The organism is Streptomyces sp. NPDC026538 (assembly GCF_055567535.1).
Genome location: NZ_JBVHQG010000001.1, coordinates 684,366 through 705,211, shown reverse-complemented (window position 1 = coordinate 705,211; position 20,846 = coordinate 684,366). Strand labels below are relative to the sequence as shown.

Genomic DNA, 20,846 nt, shown 5'->3' with positions numbered 1-20,846 from the left:
GGGCAGGAACACCGCCCGCACGGGATCAGGAAGCGGACGGTCCGCCTCATCATGCCGCCGCGGTTAACAGAAGCCAACGCGCGCCCCACTCGCCTCGGATGTCCCTCATGGAGCGGTGAGGGCGGACTCCTCCACGGTCTCCAGCGTCCCGTTGCGCCGGGCCCGCTCCAGCCGCAGCCGGGCCGAACGGCCGTGCAGGGTCAGCGTCATGAGCTGGTTGCCGAACCACGGCCCGCCCCTCTTCCGCCATGTCACCGGCGGTGGCGCACAGCGTCCGTGCCGGGTGAACCGCCGCCCGAGGAACCGGGCCAGGGCGCTCCAGCCGAACCGGAATCCGACCCGGATCGTCGGCGGCACCGAGTTGTGGACGGGCGAGCAGGTGAGTTGCAGCACTCGGGCGGCGGGCCCGGTGCCGGCCGGCCAAGCGGGCTCGGCGACGTAGGCGTGATGGACGTCCCCGGAGAGCACACAGATCGACGCGGGCGCCCCGGGACCAGAGCCGGTGCGGGCGACCAGGCCGGCCAGTTCGGCGAAGGAGGCCGGGAAGGCCGCCCAGTGCTCCAGGTCGGCCGCGCGGCGCAGCCGCTCCCCGAACTTGGCCCAGCGGGCGCCCCGTTCGCCCCTGCACAGGGCCGCGTCCCAGGTCTCCAGGTCGTGTACGAGATGCGGCAGCAGCCAGGGCAGCGAGGTGCCGACCAGGAGATGGTCGTACGACTCCCGGTCGGCCAGCGCCTGTTCGCGCAGCCACTCGGCCTCGCCGGGGTCGAGCATGGCGCGGTCGTCCTCGTCCAGTACCCGGGCCGCCCGGGTGTCCACCATCAGCACCCGTACCCGCCCGAAGTCGCGCCGGTAACTCCAGCGCACCGAGGACGGATCGGTGTCGGCCTCGGCCGCGAAGGCGCGCAACGCGTCGGTGCCGTCGGGGGATCCGCACACGGCCGCGTACAGCGGGTCGGCGGCCAGCTCGGCGGGGGAGAGGTTCCCCAGGTGCTGGTGCACCCAGTACGACATCAGCCCGCTCAGCAGCCGCTCCCGCCACCAGGGCGTGGCCCGTACGTCGGCGAGCCAGGCGGCGGAGGTGTTCCAGTCGTCTATGACGTCGTGGTCGTCGAAGATCATGCAACTGGGCACGGTGGACAGCAGCCAGCGCACCTCGGGGTCGAGCCAGGACTCGTAGTAGAGGTGGGTGTACTCCTCGTAGTCCGCGACCTCGGCGCCGGGCGGCTCCGACAGGTCGCGGCGGGCGGCCAGCCAGTGGTGGGTCGCCGTCGAGGTCTCGTCGGCGTACACCTGGTCGCCCAGCAGCAGCAGTACGTCCGGCCGTTCACCGCCGGCGGCGACGCGTGCGGCCAGGCTGTCCAGGGCGTCGGGGCCGACCGGGTCCTGGTCGTCGGCCGGGGGAGCGGCCCAGCGGCAGGAGCCGAAGGTCACCCGCAGCTCGTCGCCCTCGGCGGCCGTACGTATCACCGGGGCCGGGAAAGGGGAGTCCGGCAGCGGCCACACCCGCGTGCCGTCCAGGATCACCTCGTACGGCGTCGAAGTCCCCGGCGTCAGCCCGGTGACCGGGACCAGGGCGTAGTGGTGGCCGGCCACCTGGAAGGTGCGCGTGCTGCCGCCGGCCCCGTCCGGGCAGCGCACCTCGGCGGTGCACGGACGGCTCGTCTCGACCCAGACGGTCGCCGACGAGCCGTCGGTGTACCTCAGCAGTGGTCCCAGGCGCAGTCCGGCCACGTTCGCCCGCCCTCTTTCCCGGTCGGTTCGCCTCCGTCGCCCCGTACGGTACGGAACGACGGAGGTCAGCGGGGAGGCTTCGACCCGGGAAAGAGGCGGGAAGGGGGGTGGAGCGTGACCGGAACGCGGGGGAAGCGGGACCCTCTGTGCGCCCGGCTGCCCGCCGGTCGGGTCAGCAGCCGGAGAGGTAGCTGGTGAGCGCGCTCTTCTCGGCGGAGTCGACCGAGAGGCCGTAGTAGTACTTCACCTGGACCCAGGCGCGGACGTAGGTGCAGCGGTACGACGTCAGCGACGGCATCCAGGTGGCCGGGTCCTGGTCGCCCTTGGACTGGTTGACGTTGTCCGTGACGGCGAGCAGCTGCGGGCGGGTGACGTCGTTGGCGAAGGCCTCGCGCTGGGCGGTGGTCCAGTTGCGGGCACCGGAGTCCCAGGCCTCGGCCAGCGGCACGAGGTGGTCGATGTCGACGTCGGAGGCGGCGGTCCAGGTGGCGCCGTCGTAGGGGGAGTACCAGCTGCCGCTGGTGGCGGTGCAGGCGGAGTTGGTGACGACGTTGGAACCGTCGCGCTTGAGGATCCACTCACGGGTGTTGCAGGTACCGCTGATGGTGTCCCAGGTCGGGAACAGGTCGCGCGCGTAGCCGGTCCTGACCTCGGTCGCCACGGTGAGCGAGGCGAGGTAGGTGCGCGCGGTGGACGCGCTGACCGGCGTGGGGAGGGCGGCGGAGGCGCTCGGGGAGTTGAAAAGGGCGGCGGAGGCTATCAGGCCGGTGAATGCCGCGAGTATGCTGAGTCGTCGACGCGCGTAGAACTTCGGCATGCGAACTCCCTGGTGGGGGTGGGGTGTTGGAGCGCGAGCGAGGGAATGCTCGCGTGGCCGTGTTGCCGAGGGGTGAGCGTTGGGTAAGAAGCTAGTGACGTGTGCATGACACGACAAGGTGTGCGACGTGACTCACAGGCGGGAACTTCGGCCTTGGAAATCGGTGTGGTGGTCACGTACCGTGGACGGCGTTGAAGGGGAGTAGCTCTTCGCCGGACCGTCGACATACTGCTCAGCCCGTCTGAGCCGGCGCCCGGAGGCGGACCTCGATCACGAGGCCGCCAGCGAGACCTTCGGCAAGCAGTGCACGCCTGTGCCGCACAGCGGCGCGGGTGATCCATGTGTGCTGCCGTGCCGAGGTGTCGTGTGTTCCGCGCGAAGTGCAGCACTCTCGGTGGGGTGGCCCCGACCGATTGAGGACCCTTGATCAGCATCACCGTGACGGCGCTCGTCTTCGGCGTCATCTTCCTCGCCGAACTGCCCGACAAGACCGCGCTCGCCGGCCTCGTCCTGGGCACGCGCTACCGGGCGTCCTACGTCTTCGCGGGCGTCGCGGCCGCCTTCCTCCTGCACGTCGTGCTCGCCGTCGCGGCCGGCAGTGCGCTGACCCTGCTGCCCCAGCAGATCGTGCACGCCCTGACCGGCGTGCTCTTCCTCGGCGGCGCGGCCGTGCTGCTGCTGAAGAAGGGCGAGGAGGAAGAGGAGATCCGCAAGCCCGCCGACCAGTCCTTCTGGAAGGTCGCCGGAACCGGGTTCATGCTCATCCTGGTCGCCGAGTTCGGTGACCTCACGCAGATCATGACGGCGAACCTCGCGGCCCGGTACGACGACCCGATCTCCGTCGGTCTCGGCGCGGTGCTCGGCCTGTGGGCGGTGGCCGGACTCGGCATCGTCGGCGGCAAGGCGCTGATGAAGAAGGTGCCGCTGCGGCTGATCACGCAGATCGCCGCCGTGCTGATGCTGGCGCTGGGCGTGTGGAGCCTGTGGGAGGCGATCGCCGGCTGAGCCGGACGTGTCCCGTGGGGGGTCCGGCGAGCTGAAGAGTCGGTGAACGGTCGGGGACGGCGGTGGCGGGATGGGCGCTCCGTTTTGTACCGTAGAGAAACAAAGTGGTTCCCGCCCGTTTTCCCTGACCGGCGGGCGGGGCCGCTCTGTTTTGCTTTGCCCGGCCTGCTTAGGAGCTGCCCGATGACGGCCACCGTCCTCCCCGCCCGCGCCCTCCTGCTCGACATGGACGGCACCCTCGTCAACTCGGACGCCGTCGTCGAACGCATCTGGCGGCGCTGGTCCGAGCGGCACGGGCTGGACGGCGACGAGGTCATGAAGGTCGTCCACGGGCGCCAGGGGCACGCGTCCATGGCGGTGCTGCTGCCGGACCGGCCGGTCCAGCAGAACCTCGCGGACAACGCGCGGATGCTGGCCGAGGAGACCGCCGACATGGACGGCGTGGTCGAGGTCCCGGGCGCCGCGGCCTTCCTCGCCTCCCTGCACGGGCTGCCGCACGCCCTGGTGACCTCGGCGGACGTGGCGCTGTCCACGGCCCGGATGGCGGCGGCCGGGCTGCCGCTGCCGGCGGTGCGGATCACGGCGGAGTCGGTGGGCGCGAGCAAGCCGGACCCAGAGGGTTTCCTGAAGGGCGCGGCCGAGCTGGGCGTCGCCCCGGCGGACTGCGTGGTCTTCGAGGACTCGGGCGCGGGGATCGCGGCGGGGCGCGCGGCGGGCATGCGGGTGGTGGGCGTCGGGGCCCGGGCGGGCGTGCACGGGCCGGACGCGGTGGTGCGGGACCTGACGGGGGTGCGCGTGGAGACCGCGGCCGACGGTTCACTGCGGGTGTACGTCGACTGAGGCGGCGGTGGGGGTGGTGCGGTTGTGGGGTGAGTGCGAGCCCGGTGGGGGCTGGTCGCGCAGGTCCCCGCGCCCCCAGGAGGTTGTCCTCGAAGTCGGCTTCAGGGTCAACGCCGGGAAGGGGCGCGGGGAACTGCGCGCTCTGCCCCCACCCACCCGCACCTGACCGACAACCGCAGCCACCCCCTCCGGCCCCCTCCCTACGGTTCGGTCGTCTCCGACTCCAGGGCGGCTCGGGTGGCCGTCCCGTACACCCCCGACTCGTCCGTCAGGATCCCCCGCGCCAGCTGGTACGTCCGCACCGCGCCCTCCGTCGTGCGGTCGTAGTGGCCGTCGGCCCTCCCGGAGAAGAGCCTCAGCTGCGCCAGCCGCAGCTGGAGTTCCGTCACCTCGGCGCCGTTGTCGCCGAGGCGCAGGACCGGTGCCGAGGTGGGCTGGGCGGAGGCGGCCGTACCGGTCGTCGACGCCGACTGGGTCGGTGCGACCGAGCGGGATGCGGTCGCGGACGGACTCGCGCTCACCGTCCGTGAGCGCGAGGCCGTCGGCGACGCGCTCACGTCGGCGGTCGCGGACGGCACGGCCGGCGCCGGCGCCCCCGCCGACGTCACCGGCGCCGTGGGTGAAGGCGACCCCGTACTCGGTGTCACGTCGGGAACGCTCTCCCGGACGTCCTTCGGCGCCGCCGTGTCCCGTGTCGGCGTCACATGGGAGAACAGCCCGCTCGCGAAACCGGCCACCGCGAGGATCCCGACCACCGCCCCAGCGATCGACAGGACCAGCACCCACCGGGGCCGGCGCCGACCGGGTTCTCCCTGACCGGGAGAGGCCGCGGACGCCTCCCCGAGCTCCGCACCGGCGCCCGCCGGCTCCCGCACCACCCGCAACGGCATCGTCGCCGACCCGACCACCGTCAGCGGCTGCGTCTTCCCCTCGTCGGCCCAGGCATCACCACCGCCCCTGCCGCCGGTTCCGTCCCCGCCGTCGGCCTCCGCCTCGGCGGCCCCGGCCCCGGCTCCGGTCCCTGCCCCGGTCCCGGCCCCGGCTCCGGTCCCTGCCCCGGTCCCGGCCCCGGCTCCGGTCCCGGCCCCGGCTGCGGTCTCGGCCCCGGACAGATCGACGTACGGCCGTATCCGCAGTGGGTCGAAGTCCTCCGCGGCCGCCTGTGCTGCCGTACGGGCGTCGCGCAGTGCGTCCGATGCCCGCCGGGTGCAGTCGCAGGAGGGCGTGTTGTCCGCCCCTCTCGGCGCCCCGCACTCCGGGCACCGATGGGCTCCGGTCGTGTCCGTCACGGTGTTCGTCCCCTCCCCTCGTGTGCCCTCGTGTCCCCTCGTGGTCCCCCCGTGTCCCCTCACGAACTCCACAGGTTATGCGGCGCACCCACACGTACGTTCGCCGGATCCCCTTGTTTCGGACGGGGCGAAGAGGTCTCGACGGGCCATACCGGGTGACAACCTCCACGATGGAAGATGGCTGAAAGCACCCCGGGAGGTCTCCATGGCCCTGGACATGACGCACACCCAGGCGAAGGACGCGGAGCACGTACCCGGCAATGTGCTCGTCCCGATCGGTGCGCTGCTGCTCGGCCTGCTGCTGGCCGCGCTCGACCAGACCATCGTGTCGACCGCGCTGCCCACGATCGTCAGCGACCTGGGCGGGCTCGAGCACCTGTCGTGGGTGGTCACCGCCTACCTGCTGGCCTCCACCGCCGCCACCCCGCTGTGGGGCAAGCTCGGTGACCAGTACGGGCGCAAGCGGCTCTTCCAGGCGGCGATCGTGATCTTCCTGGTCGGGTCGGCCCTGTGCGGGATGGCCCAGAACATGGGCGAGCTGATCGGCTTCCGCGCCCTGCAGGGGCTGGGCGGCGGCGGGCTCCTGGTGCTGTCGATGGCGATCGTCGGGGACCTCGTGCCGCCGCGTGAACGGGGGCGCTACCAGGGCCTGTTCGGTGCCGTCTTCGGCGCGACCAGCGTGCTGGGGCCGCTGCTCGGCGGGGTGCTCACCGAGCACCTGAGCTGGCGCTGGGTGTTCTACGTCAACCTGCCCGTCGGCGTGGTCGCGCTCGCCGTGATCGCGGTCGCGCTGCACATTCCGCGCAGGACCGCCCGTCACCGGATCGACTATCTCGGCACGCTGCTGATCGCCGCCGTCGCCACCTGCCTGGTGCTGGTGGCCTCGCTGGGCGGGACGACCTGGCGCTGGGGGTCGCCGCAGATCACCGGGCTGGCGGTGCTCGGGGTGCTGCTCGCCGTCGCCTTCGTGGCCGTCGAGCGACGGGCCGCCGAACCCGTGCTCCCGCTGAAGCTCTTCGGCATCCGCACCTTCACGCTCGCCGCCGTGATCAGCTTCATCGTCGGCTTCGCGATGTTCGGCGCGATGACCTACCTGCCGACCTTCCTCCAGGTCGTGCAGGGCATCTCACCGACCCTGTCGGGTGTGCACATGCTGCCGATGGTGATCGGCCTGCTGCTGTCCTCCACCCTGTCCGGCCAGATCGTCAGCCACTCGGGCCGCTGGAAGGTGTTCCCGATCGCCGGCACCGCCGTCACCGCCTTCGGCCTGCTGCTGCTCCACCGGCTCGACGAACACAGCTCGACGATCGAGATGAGCTGCTACTTCTTCGTCTTCGGCCTGGGCCTCGGGCTGGTCATGCAGGTGCTGGTGCTGATCGTGCAGAACTCCGTCTCGTACGAGGACCTCGGCGTCGCCACCTCCGGCGCGACCTTCTTCCGCTCCATCGGCGCCTCCTTCGGCGTGGCCATCTTCGGCTCGGTCTTCGCGAGCCGGCTCGCCGACAAGCTGGCCGACGCCTTCCAGGGCGTCCGCCTCCCGGCCGGTGTCACCCCCGACTCCCTCAAGGCGGACCCGCGCGGCATCACCGAACTGCCGCCCGCGCTGCGCCCGGCGGCCCTGCACGCGTACGCGTCCTCGATCACCGACGTCTTCCTGTACGCCGCCCCGGTGGCCGCCCTCGGCTTCGTCCTGGCCTGGTTCCTCAAGGAGGACCGGCTGCGCGGCTCGGTCACCGCGCCGGACGCGTCGGAGACCATCCCGCCCAACCCGGTGCAGCGCTCGTCGTACGACGAGTGCTGCCGGGCCCTTTCGCTGCTCGGCACCCGCGAGGGCCGCCGGGAGATCTACCGGAAGATCAACGACCGGGCCGGGGTGGACCTGCTGCCCGCCGCCGGCTGGCTGCTGCTGCGCATCCGCAGGTACGGCTCGGTGGAGCCGGGCCGGCTCGCCGAGCGCGGGGCCGTCCCGATGACCGTCGTCCTGGAGGGCGCCCGCCAGCTGGAGGAGCGGCACCTCGTCGACCGCCTGGGCCTCGACCTGACCCTGACCGAGCAGGGCCGCGCGATCGCCGAACGGCTCGCCACGGCCCGCGAGGAGTCCCTGGCCGGCCTGCTCGGCGACTGGTGGAGCTCCGACCGGCCCACCGACCTGGACCGCCTGGTGCGCGACCTGACCGACGAACTGTGCGGCACCGAACGCGAACAGCCCCAGAACCCGGCCACCCGGCAGGTCAGTTGACGAGCTCCTTGCGGAACCAGTGCTCGGCGTAGACGTCGTCGTTGTGCGGTGCGGTCTCGGTGTAGCCGAGCCGTGCGTACAGGGCGCGGGCCTCGACGAGGTCGGTGCGGGTGTCCAGCACGAGCCGTCCGGCCCCGAGCGCGCGGGCCGCGTCCTCGGCCGCCGCGACGAGGAGCGCGGCACCACCCCTGCCGCGCAGCCCCTCGTGCACGAACACCCTGGTGAGTTCGGCGGTGGCCGGGTCCAGGAGCCGTACGCCCGCGCTGCCGGCCGGTGCACCCTCGTACCGTGCGATCAGCAACCGCCCGGTGGGCGGGGCGAGTTCGGACCCCGGAAGGGCGGCGATCTCGCGTTCCAGCTCAGCCGCGTCGGTGCGCCGGCCCTCGTGGCGCAGGTACCAGCGGTCGCTGACCTCTGTGTAGTACGCCCGCCACAGGGCGGCGGCCACGGGTGAGTCGGGGCGTTCCGGGGTGATCGTCCAGGTGGTCATGGACGGCAGTCTCCAGCGGGTGCGGGTGGGTCGCGCAACCGGATTCGGTGCGGGCCCGGTTCGGCCCGCATGAACCGGGGCTGTTTGCGGGGCGCCGTACGGGTCACCCGGAGGGCGAGCCGGCCCGTCGGGCCGAGACACCGGAAGGCAACCATGTCCACAGGCTTGATCATTGCGATCGTGATCGTGGCCGCCGTGGTCGTCGTCGCGGCCGTACTGGCCGCGCGCTCCAGGAGCCATGGCCCGCACGGCCTGAAGCAGCGCTTCGGGCCCGAGTACGAGCGGGCCGTGGCCCAGCACAGCGGCGACACCAAGGCGGCCGAGCAGGAGCTGGCCGAACGGGTGCAGCGCCACGGCGACCTGAACGAGCGGCCGCTGGAGCCGGCGGAGCGCGAACGCTACGCGGCCCGCTGGACGACCGCACAGGAACACTTCGTCGACTCGCCGCGGGAGTCCGTGACCGAGATCGACCGGCTGCTCGCCGAAGTGGCGGCCGCCCGTGGATTCCCGGCCGGTGCCGAGTTCGACGACCAGATCGCCGCGCTGTCCGTGCACCACGCCGACCACGTCGACGGCTACCGACGCGTCCACCGTGCCGCCCAGGCGCCCGTGGACGGGGCCCAGCAGGACCAGGGGGGTACAGAGGAGATGCGTACGGCCATGATCGAGGCCCGCTCCCTCTTCGACGACCTGGTCACCCCGTCGACCGGCGAGACCGGCCGGCACCGCGCCGGTGTCGGTGCCGACACCGGCGGCCACCCGCATCTGCCCTGGTCCGCCGACCGGAGCCGTCCGAAGGAGAGCTGACCGACATGACCGACGCGAGGACAGAGAAGGGCCGCCCGCAGGGGAGCGGCGACATATACCCCGGCGACGAAGCGATGCCGGGACGTGAGGAGCGCACCGCCGAGCGCACGACCGGCCAGGGCGACGCCCCCGTCGGGGGGACCACCCCCGGACGCGAGGACATCGCGGCGGGGCGTCGGGCCGACCGGGACGAGGCGCCCGGGCAGGCGGTGCTGGTGGCCGGCGAAGGTCCGGGCCACGCGCCGGCGACGGCCCGCGACGACCGGCCGACGCGCAACGACGACCGCCGGACGTCCGACGACCGGCCGGCGGCGCAGGACGACCGGCTGATGCCGAACGAGGAGTGCGGGCAGCTGGAGCGACGCCTGCAGCACGCGGTCACCGGTTTCGTCGACGAGCCGCGCGCGGCCGTGGAGGAGGCCGACCGGGCTCTCGAGGAACTCAGCGCCCGCCTCACCGACGCCGTCGACCGGCGCCGCCGTACCCTGCGGGGCAGCTGGCAGGAGACCGACCGGGACCACCCCGGCACGGCCGACACCGAGCAGCTCCGGCTGGCCCTGCGCGACTACCGCGAACTGGCGGACCGGCTAATGCACATCTGAGTCACCCGAGTCCGGTTCCGACCCGGCCGCCGCCCGGCGCTCCCGCCACTGGCGTACGACCTCATCGACGTCGTACGGCTTCTTGCCCAGCGGGGGCCCGGGCGGCGGCTTGAACATCATGTCCCGGATCTTCACGTTGACCTCCGTGATGATCCCGCGGACGATCCGCTCCGAGGGGGCCGCGTAGGCGGCCGCCAGGGCGTCCTCGGCCTCCTTGCGCAACGCGAGGGCCGGAGGCAGCATCACCAGGCCCTCCCGGGCCATCTTCCGCTTGATCCACCACAGTTCGTCGTACGGCGTGTCCAGGTCGGCCGGCAACGGCTCGCCCGCGCCCGTGAGTTGATCGAAGTCACCGCGCTGCTGCGCATCACGGATCTGCTTGTCGACCCAGGACTCGAACGGCACCCCGGGTGGCTTTCGCTCGGTCATGACTTCATTGTGCCGGACGCCACCGCGCCGGGCGTTTTATCATGCGCCGGAGATCCAGGAACGATTCAGGAACCGCGCAGGGGGAACGCACGTGCTCGAACTCACCATGGCCTCCGTGTCCGGGGACGCGGGCGAGACGGCCGGAATGCTCATGGCCGACGCGCCCAGCGAACCGGGCGCCGTGCTGCGAGTGGGCCGCGATGCCTCCGCCTGCCGGCTCACCACGCCCGACGACTGGCTGTTCGTCTCCCGGGTGCACCTGGAGTTCCTGTGCGGGCCCGAGGGCGGCTGGCAGGTCACCTGGCTGCGCGGCTCCCAGGCCGAACCGTCCTCCGAGGTGCTGCTGACCGTCGGCGAGTACGCCCAGGCCATCGGATACGGCGGCACGGTCGCACTGCCCCGGGGCGGCTCCGGCGAGATCGTCGTCCGGGACCGCACCGCCCCGCGCAGCGTCAACGTGGGCTTCTACCACGAGGGCTGAGCGACACCCCTCAGTCGAGCACCCGGGCCAGGGCGAAGCCGTCGTAGCCCTTGCTGCCGACCGTCTGGATCGCCGTGCCGCTCAGCCTCGGGTGGGCGGCGATCAGCTCGATCGCGGCGCGGGTGCCGACCACGTCCGGTTCGCTGCTGTCGGCGTCGGCGACCCGGCCGCCGCGCACCACGTTGTCGACGACGATCAGGCTGCCGGTGCGGGTGAGCCGCAGCGCCCACTCGACGTAGTGCGGGTTGTTGGCCTTGTCGGCGTCGATGAAGACCAGGTCGAAGGGGGCCGGGTTCTCGTCGGCGAGCTTGGGCAGCGACTCCAGGGCGGGGCCGACCCGCACCTCGACGAGCCGCTCCAAGCCGGCGCGGGCGATGTTGCGGAGCGCGACCTCGGCGTGCCGGGCGTTGTACTCCAGCGAGATCAGCCTGCCGTCCTCGGGCAGCGCGCGGGCCAGCCAGATGGTGCTGTAGCCGCCGAGGGTGCCGATCTCCAGGATGTTCCGGGCGTCCTGGATCTGTGCGAGCAGCTGGAGCAGCTTGCCCTGGTTGGCGGTCACGCTGACGTGCGGAAGGTCGTTCGCCTCGCTCTCGCGCAGGGCCGCCTGGAGCGCCTCGTCGTCCGGCGAGAGGTGGCTGGTGAAGTAGAAGTCGACGTCGTCCCAGAGCTGAGAGCCGCTCATGCGTCCGCTGCCTTTCGGATGTCCGGTAACTGCCCTCTGACAGCTATCTGCTTAGCACTACTTAGGCGACGGGTGCCTCGGTGATCCACCGCCCCGGTTCCGGACGGAACTCAGCCGATCGGCGCAGGGGGCCGGGCCGGGGGCGGGCGGCGGGAGCGCCGTACGGCCGCCACGGAGGTGACCGTGACGACCAGCAGCAGCGCGCCGCCGACGGTCAGCAGCCACAGCGGGATCCCGGCCGCCTCGCGCAGCCGGTCCTCGTAGACGACCTGCTGGAAGGCGGTGTCCGAGGAGGCCCGGCGCAGCACGTGGTCGCCGGAGATCCGCGACGGGTAGGGGAACTCCTGGCCGATGGCCGTCAGATACGGGGTGCCGGCGGCGAGTCCGCGGAGATCGCCGGCCGGACGGTTGAGACGGCCGGCGTAGACGACCCTCGGGGGTTCGCCGCCGATCGACGCGCGCGGCTCCATGCGGTGCGCGGCGAGCACGTACAGGCCCAGCGACTGCGGGGTGGCCGCGAGCCTGGACAGCCGCATCGGGTAGACCGGCCGGTCGCTGGCGAAGGCGAGGTGCAGCGGGTCGAGGGCGCCGGTCAGCGTGGAGCCCGCGGTCTCGGGGGCGAGCCTGACCGCGACGTACTCCCAGCGCTGGTCGACGTAGGGCCGTAGCGCGGTGTCCAGGCGGGGCGGGATCGGGAAGCCGTTGCCGCGCAGCCAGCCGTCCAGGGCGCCGGGGTCGGTGGCGGTCAGCTGGGCCACGTCGAACGGGCCGAGCCGCCGGCGGTCGACCATACCGACGCCAGGGGCCTTCGCGGCGCCGCCGGGCGGGCCTGCGGCCGTGGTGCGGCCGGTGGTGAGGGGCCAGTCGCCGCTCTGGGGCCAGAGGTGGTAGCGGGTGCGGTGCGCCGGGGCGGTGAGGGTGTGCAGCTCGTCGAAGAGGGCCGGGTCGCCGAGGGCGACGGTGGCGCGGTGCGGGACGGGCATGATCCAGGCGGCGTGGTCGGCGTCGCCGTCGACCGTCAGGCGCATCACGATCTGTTCGCGGGTGCCGTCCCAGCGCAGGACCGACTCCTCCCGGCCGACGGTGACCTGCTGCCGGTCGCCGGGGACGAGGGCACCGCAGCCGCAGGCGAAGGCGGGAGCGGCGAGCCAGCTCAGCTGGATACCGAGGAGTGTGAGCAGGACCGCGAGAACACGTGCGCGCCCGACCATGAACCGATGCCCTCCGCCCGTGTGTGCATCACCGACTGCAGACGGTATAGCGGAGGGCATGGTTCCTGGGCCCGTTCCGGACAGCCACCGTCTGTCCACCGACGGTACGCACAGGACGGGCGGATCGTTCGGACGGTGCAGGTGGGTGGGGCTGAGCGCGCCCGCGCGGCGGAGCCGCACATCGACACGGCCCCGCGCCCCTAACGGGGCGCTTCGACCGACGGCGCCGAACCGGGCAGCGGCTTGCCCGCCGTCTCCGTCATGCGCCAGGCCGCGAAGCCGCCGATGACGGCCGCCGCCATCATGTAGTACGCGGGCATCATCATGTTGCCCGTCGCTCCGATCAGGGCCGTCACCACCAGCGGGGTCGTGCCGCCGAAGAGGGAGACCGAGACGTTGAAGCCGATCGACAGGGAGCCGTAGCGGACCCGGGTCGGGAACAGGGCCGGGAGGGCCGCCGGCATCGCCGCCGTGAAGCAGACCAGGAGGAGGCCCAGGGCGCCCATGCCGAGGGCGACCGCCAGCAGGCTGCCCTGGCGGATCAGGAGCAGGGCCGGGACGGAGAGCAGGAGGAAGCCGGCACAGCCCGCGGCGATCACCGGGCGGCGGCCGACGCGGTCGGTCAGGGCGCCGGCGAACGGCTGGACGATCATCATCAGGGCCATGACGGCGAGCACCACCAGCAGGCCGTGCGTCTCGTCGTACTTCAGCTCGCTGGTCAGGTAGCTCGGCATGTACGACAGCAGCATGTAGTCCGTGACGTTGAAGACCAGGACCAGGGCCATGCACAGCAGCAGGGCCTTCCACTGGCCGGTGATCATCTCGCGCAGCGGGACCTTCGAGCGGGACTGCTCGGCCTTCTCGACCTCCGCGACGAACGCGGGGGTCTCCTCCAGGCGCATCCGCAGGTACAGGCCGATGATGCCCATCGGGCCCGCGATCAGGAACGGGACGCGCCAGCCCCAGGAGGTGAGGTCGCCGTCGGAGAGCAGGGCCGTCATCAGGGTGACCAGGCCCGCGCCGCCGATGTAGCCCGCCAGCGTGCCGAACTCCAGCCAGCTGCCGAAGAAGCCGCGCTTCTTGTCCGGTGCGTACTCGGCGATGAACGTGGACGCGCCCGCGTACTCGCCGCCGGTCGAGAAGCCCTGCACCAGGCGGGCGGCGAGGAGCAGGATCGGGGCGCCGACGCCGATCGTCGCGTACGAGGGGATCAGGCCGATCGCGAAGGTGCCGGCCGCCATCATGATCATGGTGACGGCGAGGACCTTCTGGCGGCCCACGCGGTCGCCGAGCGGGCCGAAGACCATGCCGCCGAGCGGGCGGACCAGGAAGGCCGCGGCGAAGGCGCCGAACGTGGACAGCAGCTGGGCGGTCGGGTTGCCGGACGGGAAGAAGACCTTGCCCAGGGTCACCGCGATGTAGCTGTAGACGCCGAAGTCGAACCACTCCATGGCGTTGCCGAGTGCGGCCGCCTTCACGGCGCGCTTCACCAGCGCGGGGTCGGTGACGGTCGGCGCGGGCGCGGCCGTGCGGGGGCCGGGGATCTTGACGGACGGGGTGACGGCTGTGGCGGTCGCCAAAACGGGGCTCGCCTACCTTTCGACGGGGACGGGGGCGCGGCCCGTACGGCGCCGGACGGGTCGAAAAGCGACGATAGGAGGACTTGGGCTCGTTACGTCGCGTACACGCATCCGTGCATAGTGCAGCTAAATGCGGTGTATGCAGGGACGTATGCCCGCTCCCGCGCCCGGATACGGACCACGCACTGTGATCCTTGTCGCGCTCCACGGAGGCAACCGCACCCCTTCCACGCTGTCGCCATCCGGACAAAACGCGGCCGGACGTCAGGTGGGGAGGGGGCCGCCTGCGTCTCTCACAGAAAGGAATGGGAGCCTCGTAAAGGTTCTCAGGGTTCTCAGAGCGAACGAGCGGGGCGGGAGGCCGGCGCGGCGTGGCGAACGTGGAACACAGTGGGAGACCGGGAGACGCGTTCGGGGGAGCGGAGCCAGAGACGCGGTTCAGAATGGCCCGGCTCGGGCTGTGGGCGATGGCCGCGATCCTCGCCGTACGGCAGATGGCCGTCGTCCTCGGCACGCCGAGCGGGGACCGGCTGACGGATCTGGAGACCTGGGTCGGCCCGGAGGGCGTGCTGCACGTCAAGGGCTCGCTCTACGACTCGACCCAGTTCACCGGCTCCCCGTTCGGCGGGCTGGTGCTCAAGCCGCTCACCAAGGCCGCCGAGCAGGCCCTCGGCTGGGGCTGGACCTTCGGCACGCTGCTCCTGGTGGTCGCCCTCGGCCTGGTCGCCGCCCGCGCGCTGCCGCGGCCGGTGAGCCGCCGCACCTCGCTGCTGGCCGCTCCGGTCGCCATCAGCCTGCTGATGCTCTCGCTGCCGGTCCGTAACACCCTCTGGCTCGGCCAGACCAGCATCATCCCGGTGCTGTTCGTCCTGCTCGGCTGCTTCGCCGCCCGCGGGCAGCGCGACGGCGGACTGTGCGTCGGCCTGGCCGCCGCGCTCCAGCCGGCCCTGCTGCTGTTCGCCCCGCTGCTCTGGTTCACCGGCCGCCGCCGGGCCGCCCTCGCCTCCGGCGTCACCTTCGCCGCGTGCACGGTGCTGGCCTGGGCGGCGCTGCCGCACGACTCGTACACCTACTGGGTCCACCACACGGCCGGCGTGGGTCTGGGCGGCGCGGCCGACGCGCTCGCCAACCAGTCGCTGCACGGCGCCCTGCTGCGGTTCGGGCTGAGCGGCCCGCTGGAGATCGTCCTGTTCCTGGCGCTCGCCGCGGCCGTGGCCGTCCTCGCGCTGCGCCGCGCGGTCCGCTACGCCCGGGACGGGCAGCTGCTGCTGGCGGTCGCGATCACCGGCTGCGCGGTGGTGGCGGTGTCGCCGGCCGCCTGGCAGCACCAGCTGCTGTGGGTGCTGCTCGCGGTGGTCGGCCGGACCGGACGGCGCGCCGCCGACCGGTCGGTGTGGCCGGTCGTGGTGGTCATGGTGATGACGCTGCCCGCCAAGGCGCTGCTGCCGAACCAGTCCCTCTTCGTCCCGGTGCGTGACAACGCCGTCCTGCTGGCCGCCCTGGCCGCGGCCACGGTCGTACCGTTCCTGTCCCGTACCGCCCCGGAGTTCGCCCGCCCGATCCCGACGGACTACGCGGAGCCGGTGCCGGCCCGCTTCCGCCGGGTGCCACTGGCCCCCGGGCTGCGCCGGGTCCTGACCCGGCCGAACCTCTTCCTCGAACTGGTCGCGATGCGGCTGGTCTACTTCGCCTACCAGCAGATCCGGCTGGCCGCCGCCGGGGACGGGGACGGCACCTCCGGGCGGGCCCGGGCCGAGCACCACGGGCACCAGATCCTCGGCATCGAGCGGTTCCTGCACGTCGACATCGAGCACTGGGCCAACCACGCCGTGCACGGCATCGGCTGGCTGCGGGACTTCTTCGACTTCTACTACGAGTCCTTCCACTTCGTCGTCCCGCTGACCGTCCTCGCGGTCCTCTACGTCCGCCGCCCGGTCGACTACCGCTGGGCCCGCACCGCCCTGGGCTTCGCCACCGCCTTCGCCCTGATCGGCTTCTGGCTCTACCCGCTGGCCCCGCCGCGTCTGATGCCGGGCCTCGGCATCACCGACACGGTGCACGGCCCGCAGGACTTCGCCAAGCCGGACTACGGCACCCTCACCCAGCTGACCAACCAGTACGCGGCGATGCCCTCGCTGCACTTCGGCTGGTCGCTGTGGTGCGGGATCGTGATCGCCGTCGTCGCCCCGAAGTGGTGGCTGAAGCCCCTCGGCCTGCTCCACCCCCTTCTGACGGTCTCGGCGATCATCGCCACCGGCAACCACTGGGTCCTGGACGCGGTGGGCGGCGCGGCGGTGGTCGGCGCGGGCTTCGGCGTCGGCTACCTGCTCCAGGGGCCGCAGGCCCTGCGGGCGGCGAGGGCCGACAAAGGAGACCGGGAGCCGGTAACGGTGCCGGCTCCCGGGTGACGCCTTGCCGCGGCGTGCTGTCGTTCGTCTGCGGCGCCGTCGTGGCTGGTCGCGCCCACGCGGCGGCAGCCGCACATTCAGTACAGCCCCGCGCCCCTTCGGGGCGCTGAACCTCGGGGCGCTGCCGAACAGCAGCGGACTTCCCCCGACCTGCTTACAGCCGCTGGATGATCGTCCCGGTGGCCAGGCCGCCGCCCGCGCACATCGTGATGAGGGCGAACTCCTTGTCCGTGCGCTCCAGTTCGTGCAGGGCGGTGGTGATCAGACGGGCTCCCGTCGCCCCGACGGGGTGCCCCAGGGCGATGGCGCCGCCGTTGACGTTGACCTTGTCCAGGCTCTGCTCGAAGACCTGGGCCCAGCTCAGCACCACCGACGCGAACGCCTCGTTGATCTCGACCAGGTCGATGTCCCCGAGGGTCATGCCGGCCTTGCCGAGCACGGCCCGGGTCGCGTCGATCGGGCCGTCGAGGTGGAAGTGCGGGTCGGCGCCGACCAGGGCCTGGGCGACGATCCGGGCCCGCGGGCGCAGCTTCAGGGCGCGGGCCATCCGCTTCGAGGCCCACATGATGGCGGCCGCGCCGTCCGAGATCTGGGACGAGTTGCCCGCGGTGTGGACCGCCGTCGGCATCACCGGCTTCAGGCCGGACAGCGCCTCCATGGACGTGTCGCGCAGGCCCTCGTCCTTGTCGACCAGGCGCCACATGCCCTGCCCGGCGTGCTGTTCCTCCTCCGTCGTCGGCACCTGCACGGCGAAGGTCTCCCGTTTGAAGCGTTCCTCGGCCCAGGCGTGCGCCGCCCGCTCCTGCGAGAGCAGCCCGAGCGAGTCGACGTTCTCCCTGGTCAGACCCCGGTGACGGGCGATGCGCTCGGCGGCCTCGAACTGGTTGGGCAGATCGACGTTCCACTCGTCGGGGAAGGGCTTGCCCGGCCCGTGCTTGGAGCCGGAGCCGAGCGGCACCCGCGACATCGCCTCGATCCCGCAGCTGATCCCGACGTCGATGACCCCGGCGGCGATCATGTTGGCGGTCATGTGCGAGGCCTGCTGCGAGGAGCCGCACTGGCAGTCGACGGTCGTGGCCGCGGTCTCGTACGGCAGCCCGACGGTCAGCCAGGCCGTACGCGCGGGGTTCATGGACTGCTCGCCGGCGTGGGTCACCGTGCCGCCGACGATCTGCTCGACGCAGTCGGCGGGGATGCCGGTGCGGCCGAGGAGTTCACGGTAGGTCTCGCCCAGGAGATAGGCGGGGTGGAGATTGGCGAGCGCGCCACCGCGCTTGCCGATGGGGGTGCGTACGGCTTCGACGATCACGGGTTCCGCGGCCATGGGGGCTCGGTCCTCTCCTCGGTCACCCGCGCGGCGCAGGGGCGTCCCGGCCCGGCCCGCCACGCAGAACTAGAACGCGTACTAGTTCTGTGTGCAGTCTGCTGACAGCCCCTGCACAACCGCAAGAGGGTTGCACGCAATTGGGGTGACCGTGCCCCTTGCGACTTGTAGAACCCGTTACTACCTTCACGGCAACCGACCCTTTCTGATGGTCCGTCAGATGGGTGTCGTAAGGCACACGTATCCAGGTTCGTACACGGTGGGAGTGAGTCGCCATGCCCTGTCCCGCACTGCCCGACGGGTTCGACCTCACCGACCCCGATCTGCTCCATCACCGGGTACCGCTCCCGGAGTTCGCCGAGCTGCGCCGGGCGGAACCGGTCCGCTGGATCGAACAGCCGCACGGCATCGCCGGCTTCGCGGACGGCGGCTACTGGGCCGTCACCCGGCACGCCGACGTCAAGTACGTCTCCACGCACCCCGAGATCTTCTCGTCCTGGCTCAACACCGCGATCATCCGTTTCACCGAGCACATACCGCGGGACGCGATCGACGCCCAGCGGCTGATCCTGCTGAACATGGACCCGCCCGAGCACACCCGGGTCCGCCAGATCATCCAGCGCGGCTTCACGCCCCGCTCCATCCGCGCCCTGGAGGACCGGCTGCGCGCCCGCGCCGGGGCGATCACCGACGCCGCCCGCGCCCACCCGGGCCCCTTCGACTTCGTCACCGAGGTCGCCTGCGAACTCCCCCTCCAGGCGATCGCGGAACTGATCGGCATCCCCCAGGACGACCGGGCCAAGATCTTCGACTGGTCCAACAAGATGATCTCGTACGACGACCCGGAGTACGCGATCACCGAAGAGGTGGGCGCCGAGTCGGCCACCGAGCTGATCGCCTACGCGATGAACATGGCCGCCGACCGCAAGCAGTGCCCGGCCAAGGACATCGTCTCCACGCTGGTGGCGGCCGAGGACGAGGGCAACCTGAACTCCGACGAGTTCGGCTTCTTCGTGCTGATGCTCGCGGTGGCCGGAAACGAGACCACCCGCAACGCCATCACCCACGGCATGCACGCCTTCCTCACCCACCCCGAGGCCTGGGACCTCTACAAGCGGGAGCGCCCCTCGACCACCGCCGAGGAGATCGTCCGCTGGGCCACCCCGGTCAACTCCTTCCAGCGCACCGCCACCCAGGACACCGAACTGGGCGGCAAGCTGATCCGCAAGGGCGACCGGGTCGGTGTCTTCTACGCCTCCGCCAACCACGACCCCGAGGTCTTCACCGACCCCGACACCTTCGACATCACCCGCGACCCCAACCCGCACCTCGGCTTCGGCGGCGGCGGCCCCCACTACTGCCTGGGCAAGTCCCTGGCGGTCCTGGAGATCGACCTGATCTTCAACGCGATAGCCGACGCTATGCCGACCCTGCGCCTGGTCGGCGACCCGGACCGGCTGCGCTCGGCGTGGATCAACGGGGTGAAGCACCTCCAGGTCACCACGGCGTAACCCCTCGACCCGGGCCGACGGCTCCCGGCGCCGCCGGCCCGCCCCGAGGGAGGCAGGAGCACCCCCTCCCTACGCCCCGTTCCTGCCTCCCCCGAGACGCCGGTGCCGCTCACCCCGTCCCCGCGGTCACTCCCGCCCGGACGCCACCACCGCCAGTACCCCGGCGACCACCGCCGCGACGAGCAGCGGGATCCCCAGGTTCTCGTGGAGGACCAGCCAGGCACCCAGGACCGCGCCGGCGACCAGCGCGAGGACCGCGGCCACGCGGCGCGGGGAGTGCGGCCTGGTGGCGTCGCCGAGGTGGGACTCGGAGACCAGGCCGGTCAGGGTGGTCGTCAGGACCGTGGTCGCCGTCAGGTCGGGGATCCCCAGCTTGCGGACGTTCGCGTTGCGCACGCCCATCGCGAAGGCGGTCAGCGCGATCAGGGTGTACGTCGTCGCCGTTCCGGCGGGCCGGGCGAAGGCCACCACGGCGGCCGCGGCCAACAAGACCGCCTCCGCGGCCAGGGTCACCCGTATCCACCGCCGGCGGGAGCTGCCGCCGAACCGGGCCGAGACCCGGCCGCCCACCGCCGCGCCCAGCAGAAAGGCGGCCAGCGAGGCCGCCGAGTGGGGGACGGAGAAGCCGGGCGCCCCGGCGGCCGCGAAGCCCAGGACCACCACGTTGCCGGTCATGTTCGCGGTGAAGACATGACCCAGGCCGAGATAGCTGACGGCGTCGATCATGCCGCTCATCATGGTCAGGGCCAGCAGTACGAACACCAGCCGCACACCGCGGGTCTCGGGATCGGGGGTCGGTGACGCCGTGGGCATCGCTCCTCCGGTGGATCGCGCCGGACCGGGCGGCTCGGCGGTCCCGGGTTCGGCGGCTCTGGGGCATCAGTCCACCACGTCCGGACATGCGTCGGCACCCTCGCCCGGGAGGAGGGGGGCGAGGGTGCCGAGGTGCGGGGGAGCGGGTCGGCCGGCTCAGTACCAGCCGTTGGCCTGCCAGAAGCTCCAGGCGGCCGTCGGGCTGCCGTAGCGGGAGTTCATGTAGTCCAGACCCCACTTGATCTGGGTGGCCGGGTTGGTCTTCCAGTCGGACCCGGCGGACGCCATCTTCGAGCCCGGCAGGGCCTGGACCAGGCCGTAGGCGCCGGAGGAGCTGTTGGTGGCGCTGGGGTTCCAGCCGCTCTCATGCGAGACGATCTTGCTGAACGCGTTGAACTGTGCGGCGTCCGGGATCATCTTGTGCGCGATCGCCTGAGCGGAGGAGGCCGAGCCGGTGGCGGCCTGGGCGGGCGCCGCGCTCAGCGCCATACCGGCGGTGGCGGCGGCCACGGCGGCGGCGGTGAGGACCTTCTTCGGGGAGGCGATGCGGCGGATGATGGACACGGACACGGAGAACCTCGTTCGTC

At 72.1% G+C, this 20,846-nt stretch carries 19 protein-coding genes; 8 read left to right on the top strand and 11 right to left on the bottom strand.

Annotated elements, in window-relative coordinates; translation table 11 throughout:
* Positions 1-105: 105 nt before the first annotated feature.
* Positions 106-1,731 carry an alkaline phosphatase D family protein gene (locus tag ACZ4N4_RS03270; RefSeq protein ID WP_467583848.1) on the bottom strand — a complete coding sequence of 542 codons (1,626 nt, stop codon included), beginning with the start codon at positions 1,729-1,731 and terminating at the stop codon, positions 106-108.
* A 172-nt stretch (positions 1,732-1,903) separates the two neighbouring features.
* Positions 1,904-2,548: an HNH endonuclease family protein gene (locus ACZ4N4_RS03265; protein ID WP_362725750.1), complete on the bottom strand. Its 645-nt coding sequence runs from the start codon at positions 2,546-2,548 to the stop codon at positions 1,904-1,906.
* Between the two features lie 423 nt (positions 2,549-2,971).
* Between ACZ4N4_RS03265 and ACZ4N4_RS03260 the strand changes: the two genes are divergently transcribed.
* Together ACZ4N4_RS03260 and ACZ4N4_RS03255 are read left to right on the top strand one after the other, a co-directional pair.
* Complete coding sequence (locus ACZ4N4_RS03260) at positions 2,972-3,553, top strand: TMEM165/GDT1 family protein (RefSeq protein WP_453577477.1); 582 nt, start codon at positions 2,972-2,974, stop codon at positions 3,551-3,553.
* 183 nt (positions 3,554-3,736) lie between these two features.
* A complete protein-coding gene (locus tag ACZ4N4_RS03255) occupies positions 3,737-4,393 on the top strand; it encodes an HAD-IA family hydrolase (protein WP_453577474.1) in 657 nt (218 codons plus the stop codon).
* A gap of 200 nt (positions 4,394-4,593) precedes the next feature.
* Here ACZ4N4_RS03255 and ACZ4N4_RS03250 read toward each other — a convergent pair whose 3' ends face one another.
* Positions 4,594-5,682, bottom strand: coding sequence for a peptidoglycan-binding domain-containing protein (locus ACZ4N4_RS03250; protein WP_467583845.1), 1,089 nt, complete (start codon positions 5,680-5,682; stop codon positions 4,594-4,596).
* A 205-nt stretch (positions 5,683-5,887) separates the two neighbouring features.
* Between ACZ4N4_RS03250 and ACZ4N4_RS03245 the strand changes: the two genes are divergently transcribed.
* The gene (locus ACZ4N4_RS03245; RefSeq protein ID WP_467583842.1) at positions 5,888-7,921 is read left to right on the top strand and encodes a DHA2 family efflux MFS transporter permease subunit; all 2,034 of its coding nucleotides are present in this window, start codon (positions 5,888-5,890) and stop codon (positions 7,919-7,921) included.
* Here the strand turns inward: ACZ4N4_RS03245 and ACZ4N4_RS03240 are convergent.
* The gene (locus ACZ4N4_RS03240) at positions 7,914-8,411 is read right to left on the bottom strand and encodes a GNAT family N-acetyltransferase (protein WP_467583840.1); all 498 of its coding nucleotides are present in this window, start codon (positions 8,409-8,411) and stop codon (positions 7,914-7,916) included. The two genes, ACZ4N4_RS03245 and ACZ4N4_RS03240, sit on opposite strands and share 8 nt — an antisense overlap.
* A gap of 153 nt (positions 8,412-8,564) precedes the next feature.
* On the opposite strand from ACZ4N4_RS03240, the gene ACZ4N4_RS03235 reads away from it, so the two are divergent.
* Positions 8,565-9,218, top strand: coding sequence for a hypothetical protein (locus ACZ4N4_RS03235; protein WP_453577462.1), 654 nt, complete (start codon positions 8,565-8,567; stop codon positions 9,216-9,218).
* Positions 9,219-9,223: 5 nt separating this feature from the next.
* Positions 9,224-9,820 (top strand): hypothetical protein, encoded by a 597-nt coding sequence (locus ACZ4N4_RS03230; protein WP_453577459.1) that lies wholly within the window; start codon positions 9,224-9,226, stop codon positions 9,818-9,820.
* On the opposite strand, the gene ACZ4N4_RS03225 is transcribed toward ACZ4N4_RS03230, so the two are convergent.
* Positions 9,806-10,249 carry a DnaJ family domain-containing protein gene (locus ACZ4N4_RS03225; RefSeq protein WP_453577456.1) on the bottom strand — a complete coding sequence of 148 codons (444 nt, stop codon included), beginning with the start codon at positions 10,247-10,249 and terminating at the stop codon, positions 9,806-9,808. The two genes, ACZ4N4_RS03230 and ACZ4N4_RS03225, sit on opposite strands and share 15 nt — an antisense overlap.
* Before the next feature lie 91 nt (positions 10,250-10,340).
* Here ACZ4N4_RS03225 and ACZ4N4_RS03220 point away from each other — a divergent pair, with 91 nt between their 5' ends.
* Entirely contained in the window at positions 10,341-10,730 is a 390-nt protein-coding gene (locus tag ACZ4N4_RS03220) for a hypothetical protein (RefSeq protein WP_360486914.1), read from the top strand.
* Between the two features lie 10 nt (positions 10,731-10,740).
* On the opposite strand, the gene ACZ4N4_RS03215 is transcribed toward ACZ4N4_RS03220, so the two are convergent.
* The 3 genes from ACZ4N4_RS03215 to proP form a co-directional block, all read right to left on the bottom strand.
* Positions 10,741-11,412 (bottom strand): O-methyltransferase, encoded by a 672-nt coding sequence (locus ACZ4N4_RS03215; RefSeq protein WP_467583837.1) that lies wholly within the window; start codon positions 11,410-11,412, stop codon positions 10,741-10,743.
* Between the two features lie 110 nt (positions 11,413-11,522).
* On the bottom strand, positions 11,523-12,623 hold the full coding sequence (locus ACZ4N4_RS03210; RefSeq protein ID WP_467583834.1) for a DUF2330 domain-containing protein: 1,101 nt from the start codon (positions 12,621-12,623) through the stop codon (positions 11,523-11,525).
* Positions 12,624-12,823: 200 nt separating this feature from the next.
* Positions 12,824-14,203 (bottom strand): glycine betaine/L-proline transporter ProP, encoded by a 1,380-nt coding sequence (gene proP / locus ACZ4N4_RS03205; protein WP_467583831.1) that lies wholly within the window; start codon positions 14,201-14,203, stop codon positions 12,824-12,826.
* A gap of 371 nt (positions 14,204-14,574) precedes the next feature.
* Between proP and ACZ4N4_RS03200 the strand changes: the two genes are divergently transcribed.
* Complete coding sequence (locus ACZ4N4_RS03200; protein ID WP_467583828.1) at positions 14,575-16,611, top strand: bifunctional glycosyltransferase 87/phosphatase PAP2 family protein; 2,037 nt, start codon at positions 14,575-14,577, stop codon at positions 16,609-16,611.
* 154 nt (positions 16,612-16,765) lie between these two features.
* Here the strand turns inward: ACZ4N4_RS03200 and ACZ4N4_RS03195 are convergent, their stop codons facing one another.
* On the bottom strand, positions 16,766-17,935 hold the full coding sequence (locus ACZ4N4_RS03195) for a steroid 3-ketoacyl-CoA thiolase (protein ID WP_453577445.1): 1,170 nt from the start codon (positions 17,933-17,935) through the stop codon (positions 16,766-16,768).
* Positions 17,936-18,210: 275 nt separating this feature from the next.
* On the opposite strand from ACZ4N4_RS03195, the gene ACZ4N4_RS03190 reads away from it, so the two are divergent.
* Positions 18,211-19,446 carry a cytochrome P450 gene (locus ACZ4N4_RS03190; protein WP_453577442.1) on the top strand — a complete coding sequence of 412 codons (1,236 nt, stop codon included), beginning with the start codon at positions 18,211-18,213 and terminating at the stop codon, positions 19,444-19,446.
* A gap of 126 nt (positions 19,447-19,572) precedes the next feature.
* Here the strand turns inward: ACZ4N4_RS03190 and ACZ4N4_RS03185 are convergent, their stop codons facing one another.
* Positions 19,573-20,259, bottom strand: coding sequence for a YoaK family protein (locus ACZ4N4_RS03185; protein ID WP_467583824.1), 687 nt, complete (start codon positions 20,257-20,259; stop codon positions 19,573-19,575).
* Between the two features lie 156 nt (positions 20,260-20,415).
* Positions 20,416-20,829: an aggregation-promoting factor C-terminal-like domain-containing protein gene (locus tag ACZ4N4_RS03180; protein ID WP_365795679.1), complete on the bottom strand. Its 414-nt coding sequence runs from the start codon at positions 20,827-20,829 to the stop codon at positions 20,416-20,418.
* Between the last annotated feature and the right edge of the window lie 17 nt (positions 20,830-20,846).

Coding starts and splice junctions, on each gene's coding strand:
- ACZ4N4_RS03265 (WP_362725750.1), bottom strand. CDS start 2,548: ATGCCGAAGTTCTACGCGCGTCGACGACTCAGCATACTCGCGGCATTC.
- ACZ4N4_RS03255 (WP_453577474.1), top strand. CDS start 3,737: ATGACGGCCACCGTCCTCCCCGCCCGCGCCCTCCTGCTCGACATGGAC.
- ACZ4N4_RS03245 (WP_467583842.1), top strand. CDS start 5,888: ATGGCCCTGGACATGACGCACACCCAGGCGAAGGACGCGGAGCACGTA.
- ACZ4N4_RS03240 (WP_467583840.1), bottom strand. CDS start 8,411: ATGACCACCTGGACGATCACCCCGGAACGCCCCGACTCACCCGTGGCC.
- ACZ4N4_RS03235 (WP_453577462.1), top strand. CDS start 8,565: ATGTCCACAGGCTTGATCATTGCGATCGTGATCGTGGCCGCCGTGGTC.
- ACZ4N4_RS03230 (WP_453577459.1), top strand. CDS start 9,224: ATGACCGACGCGAGGACAGAGAAGGGCCGCCCGCAGGGGAGCGGCGAC.
- ACZ4N4_RS03225 (WP_453577456.1), bottom strand. CDS start 10,249: ATGACCGAGCGAAAGCCACCCGGGGTGCCGTTCGAGTCCTGGGTCGAC.
- ACZ4N4_RS03215 (WP_467583837.1), bottom strand. CDS start 11,412: ATGAGCGGCTCTCAGCTCTGGGACGACGTCGACTTCTACTTCACCAGC.
- ACZ4N4_RS03210 (WP_467583834.1), bottom strand. CDS start 12,623: ATGGTCGGGCGCGCACGTGTTCTCGCGGTCCTGCTCACACTCCTCGGT.
- ACZ4N4_RS03195 (WP_453577445.1), bottom strand. CDS start 17,935: ATGGCCGCGGAACCCGTGATCGTCGAAGCCGTACGCACCCCCATCGGC.
- ACZ4N4_RS03190 (WP_453577442.1), top strand. CDS start 18,211: ATGCCCTGTCCCGCACTGCCCGACGGGTTCGACCTCACCGACCCCGAT.
- ACZ4N4_RS03185 (WP_467583824.1), bottom strand. CDS start 20,259: ATGCCCACGGCGTCACCGACCCCCGATCCCGAGACCCGCGGTGTGCGG.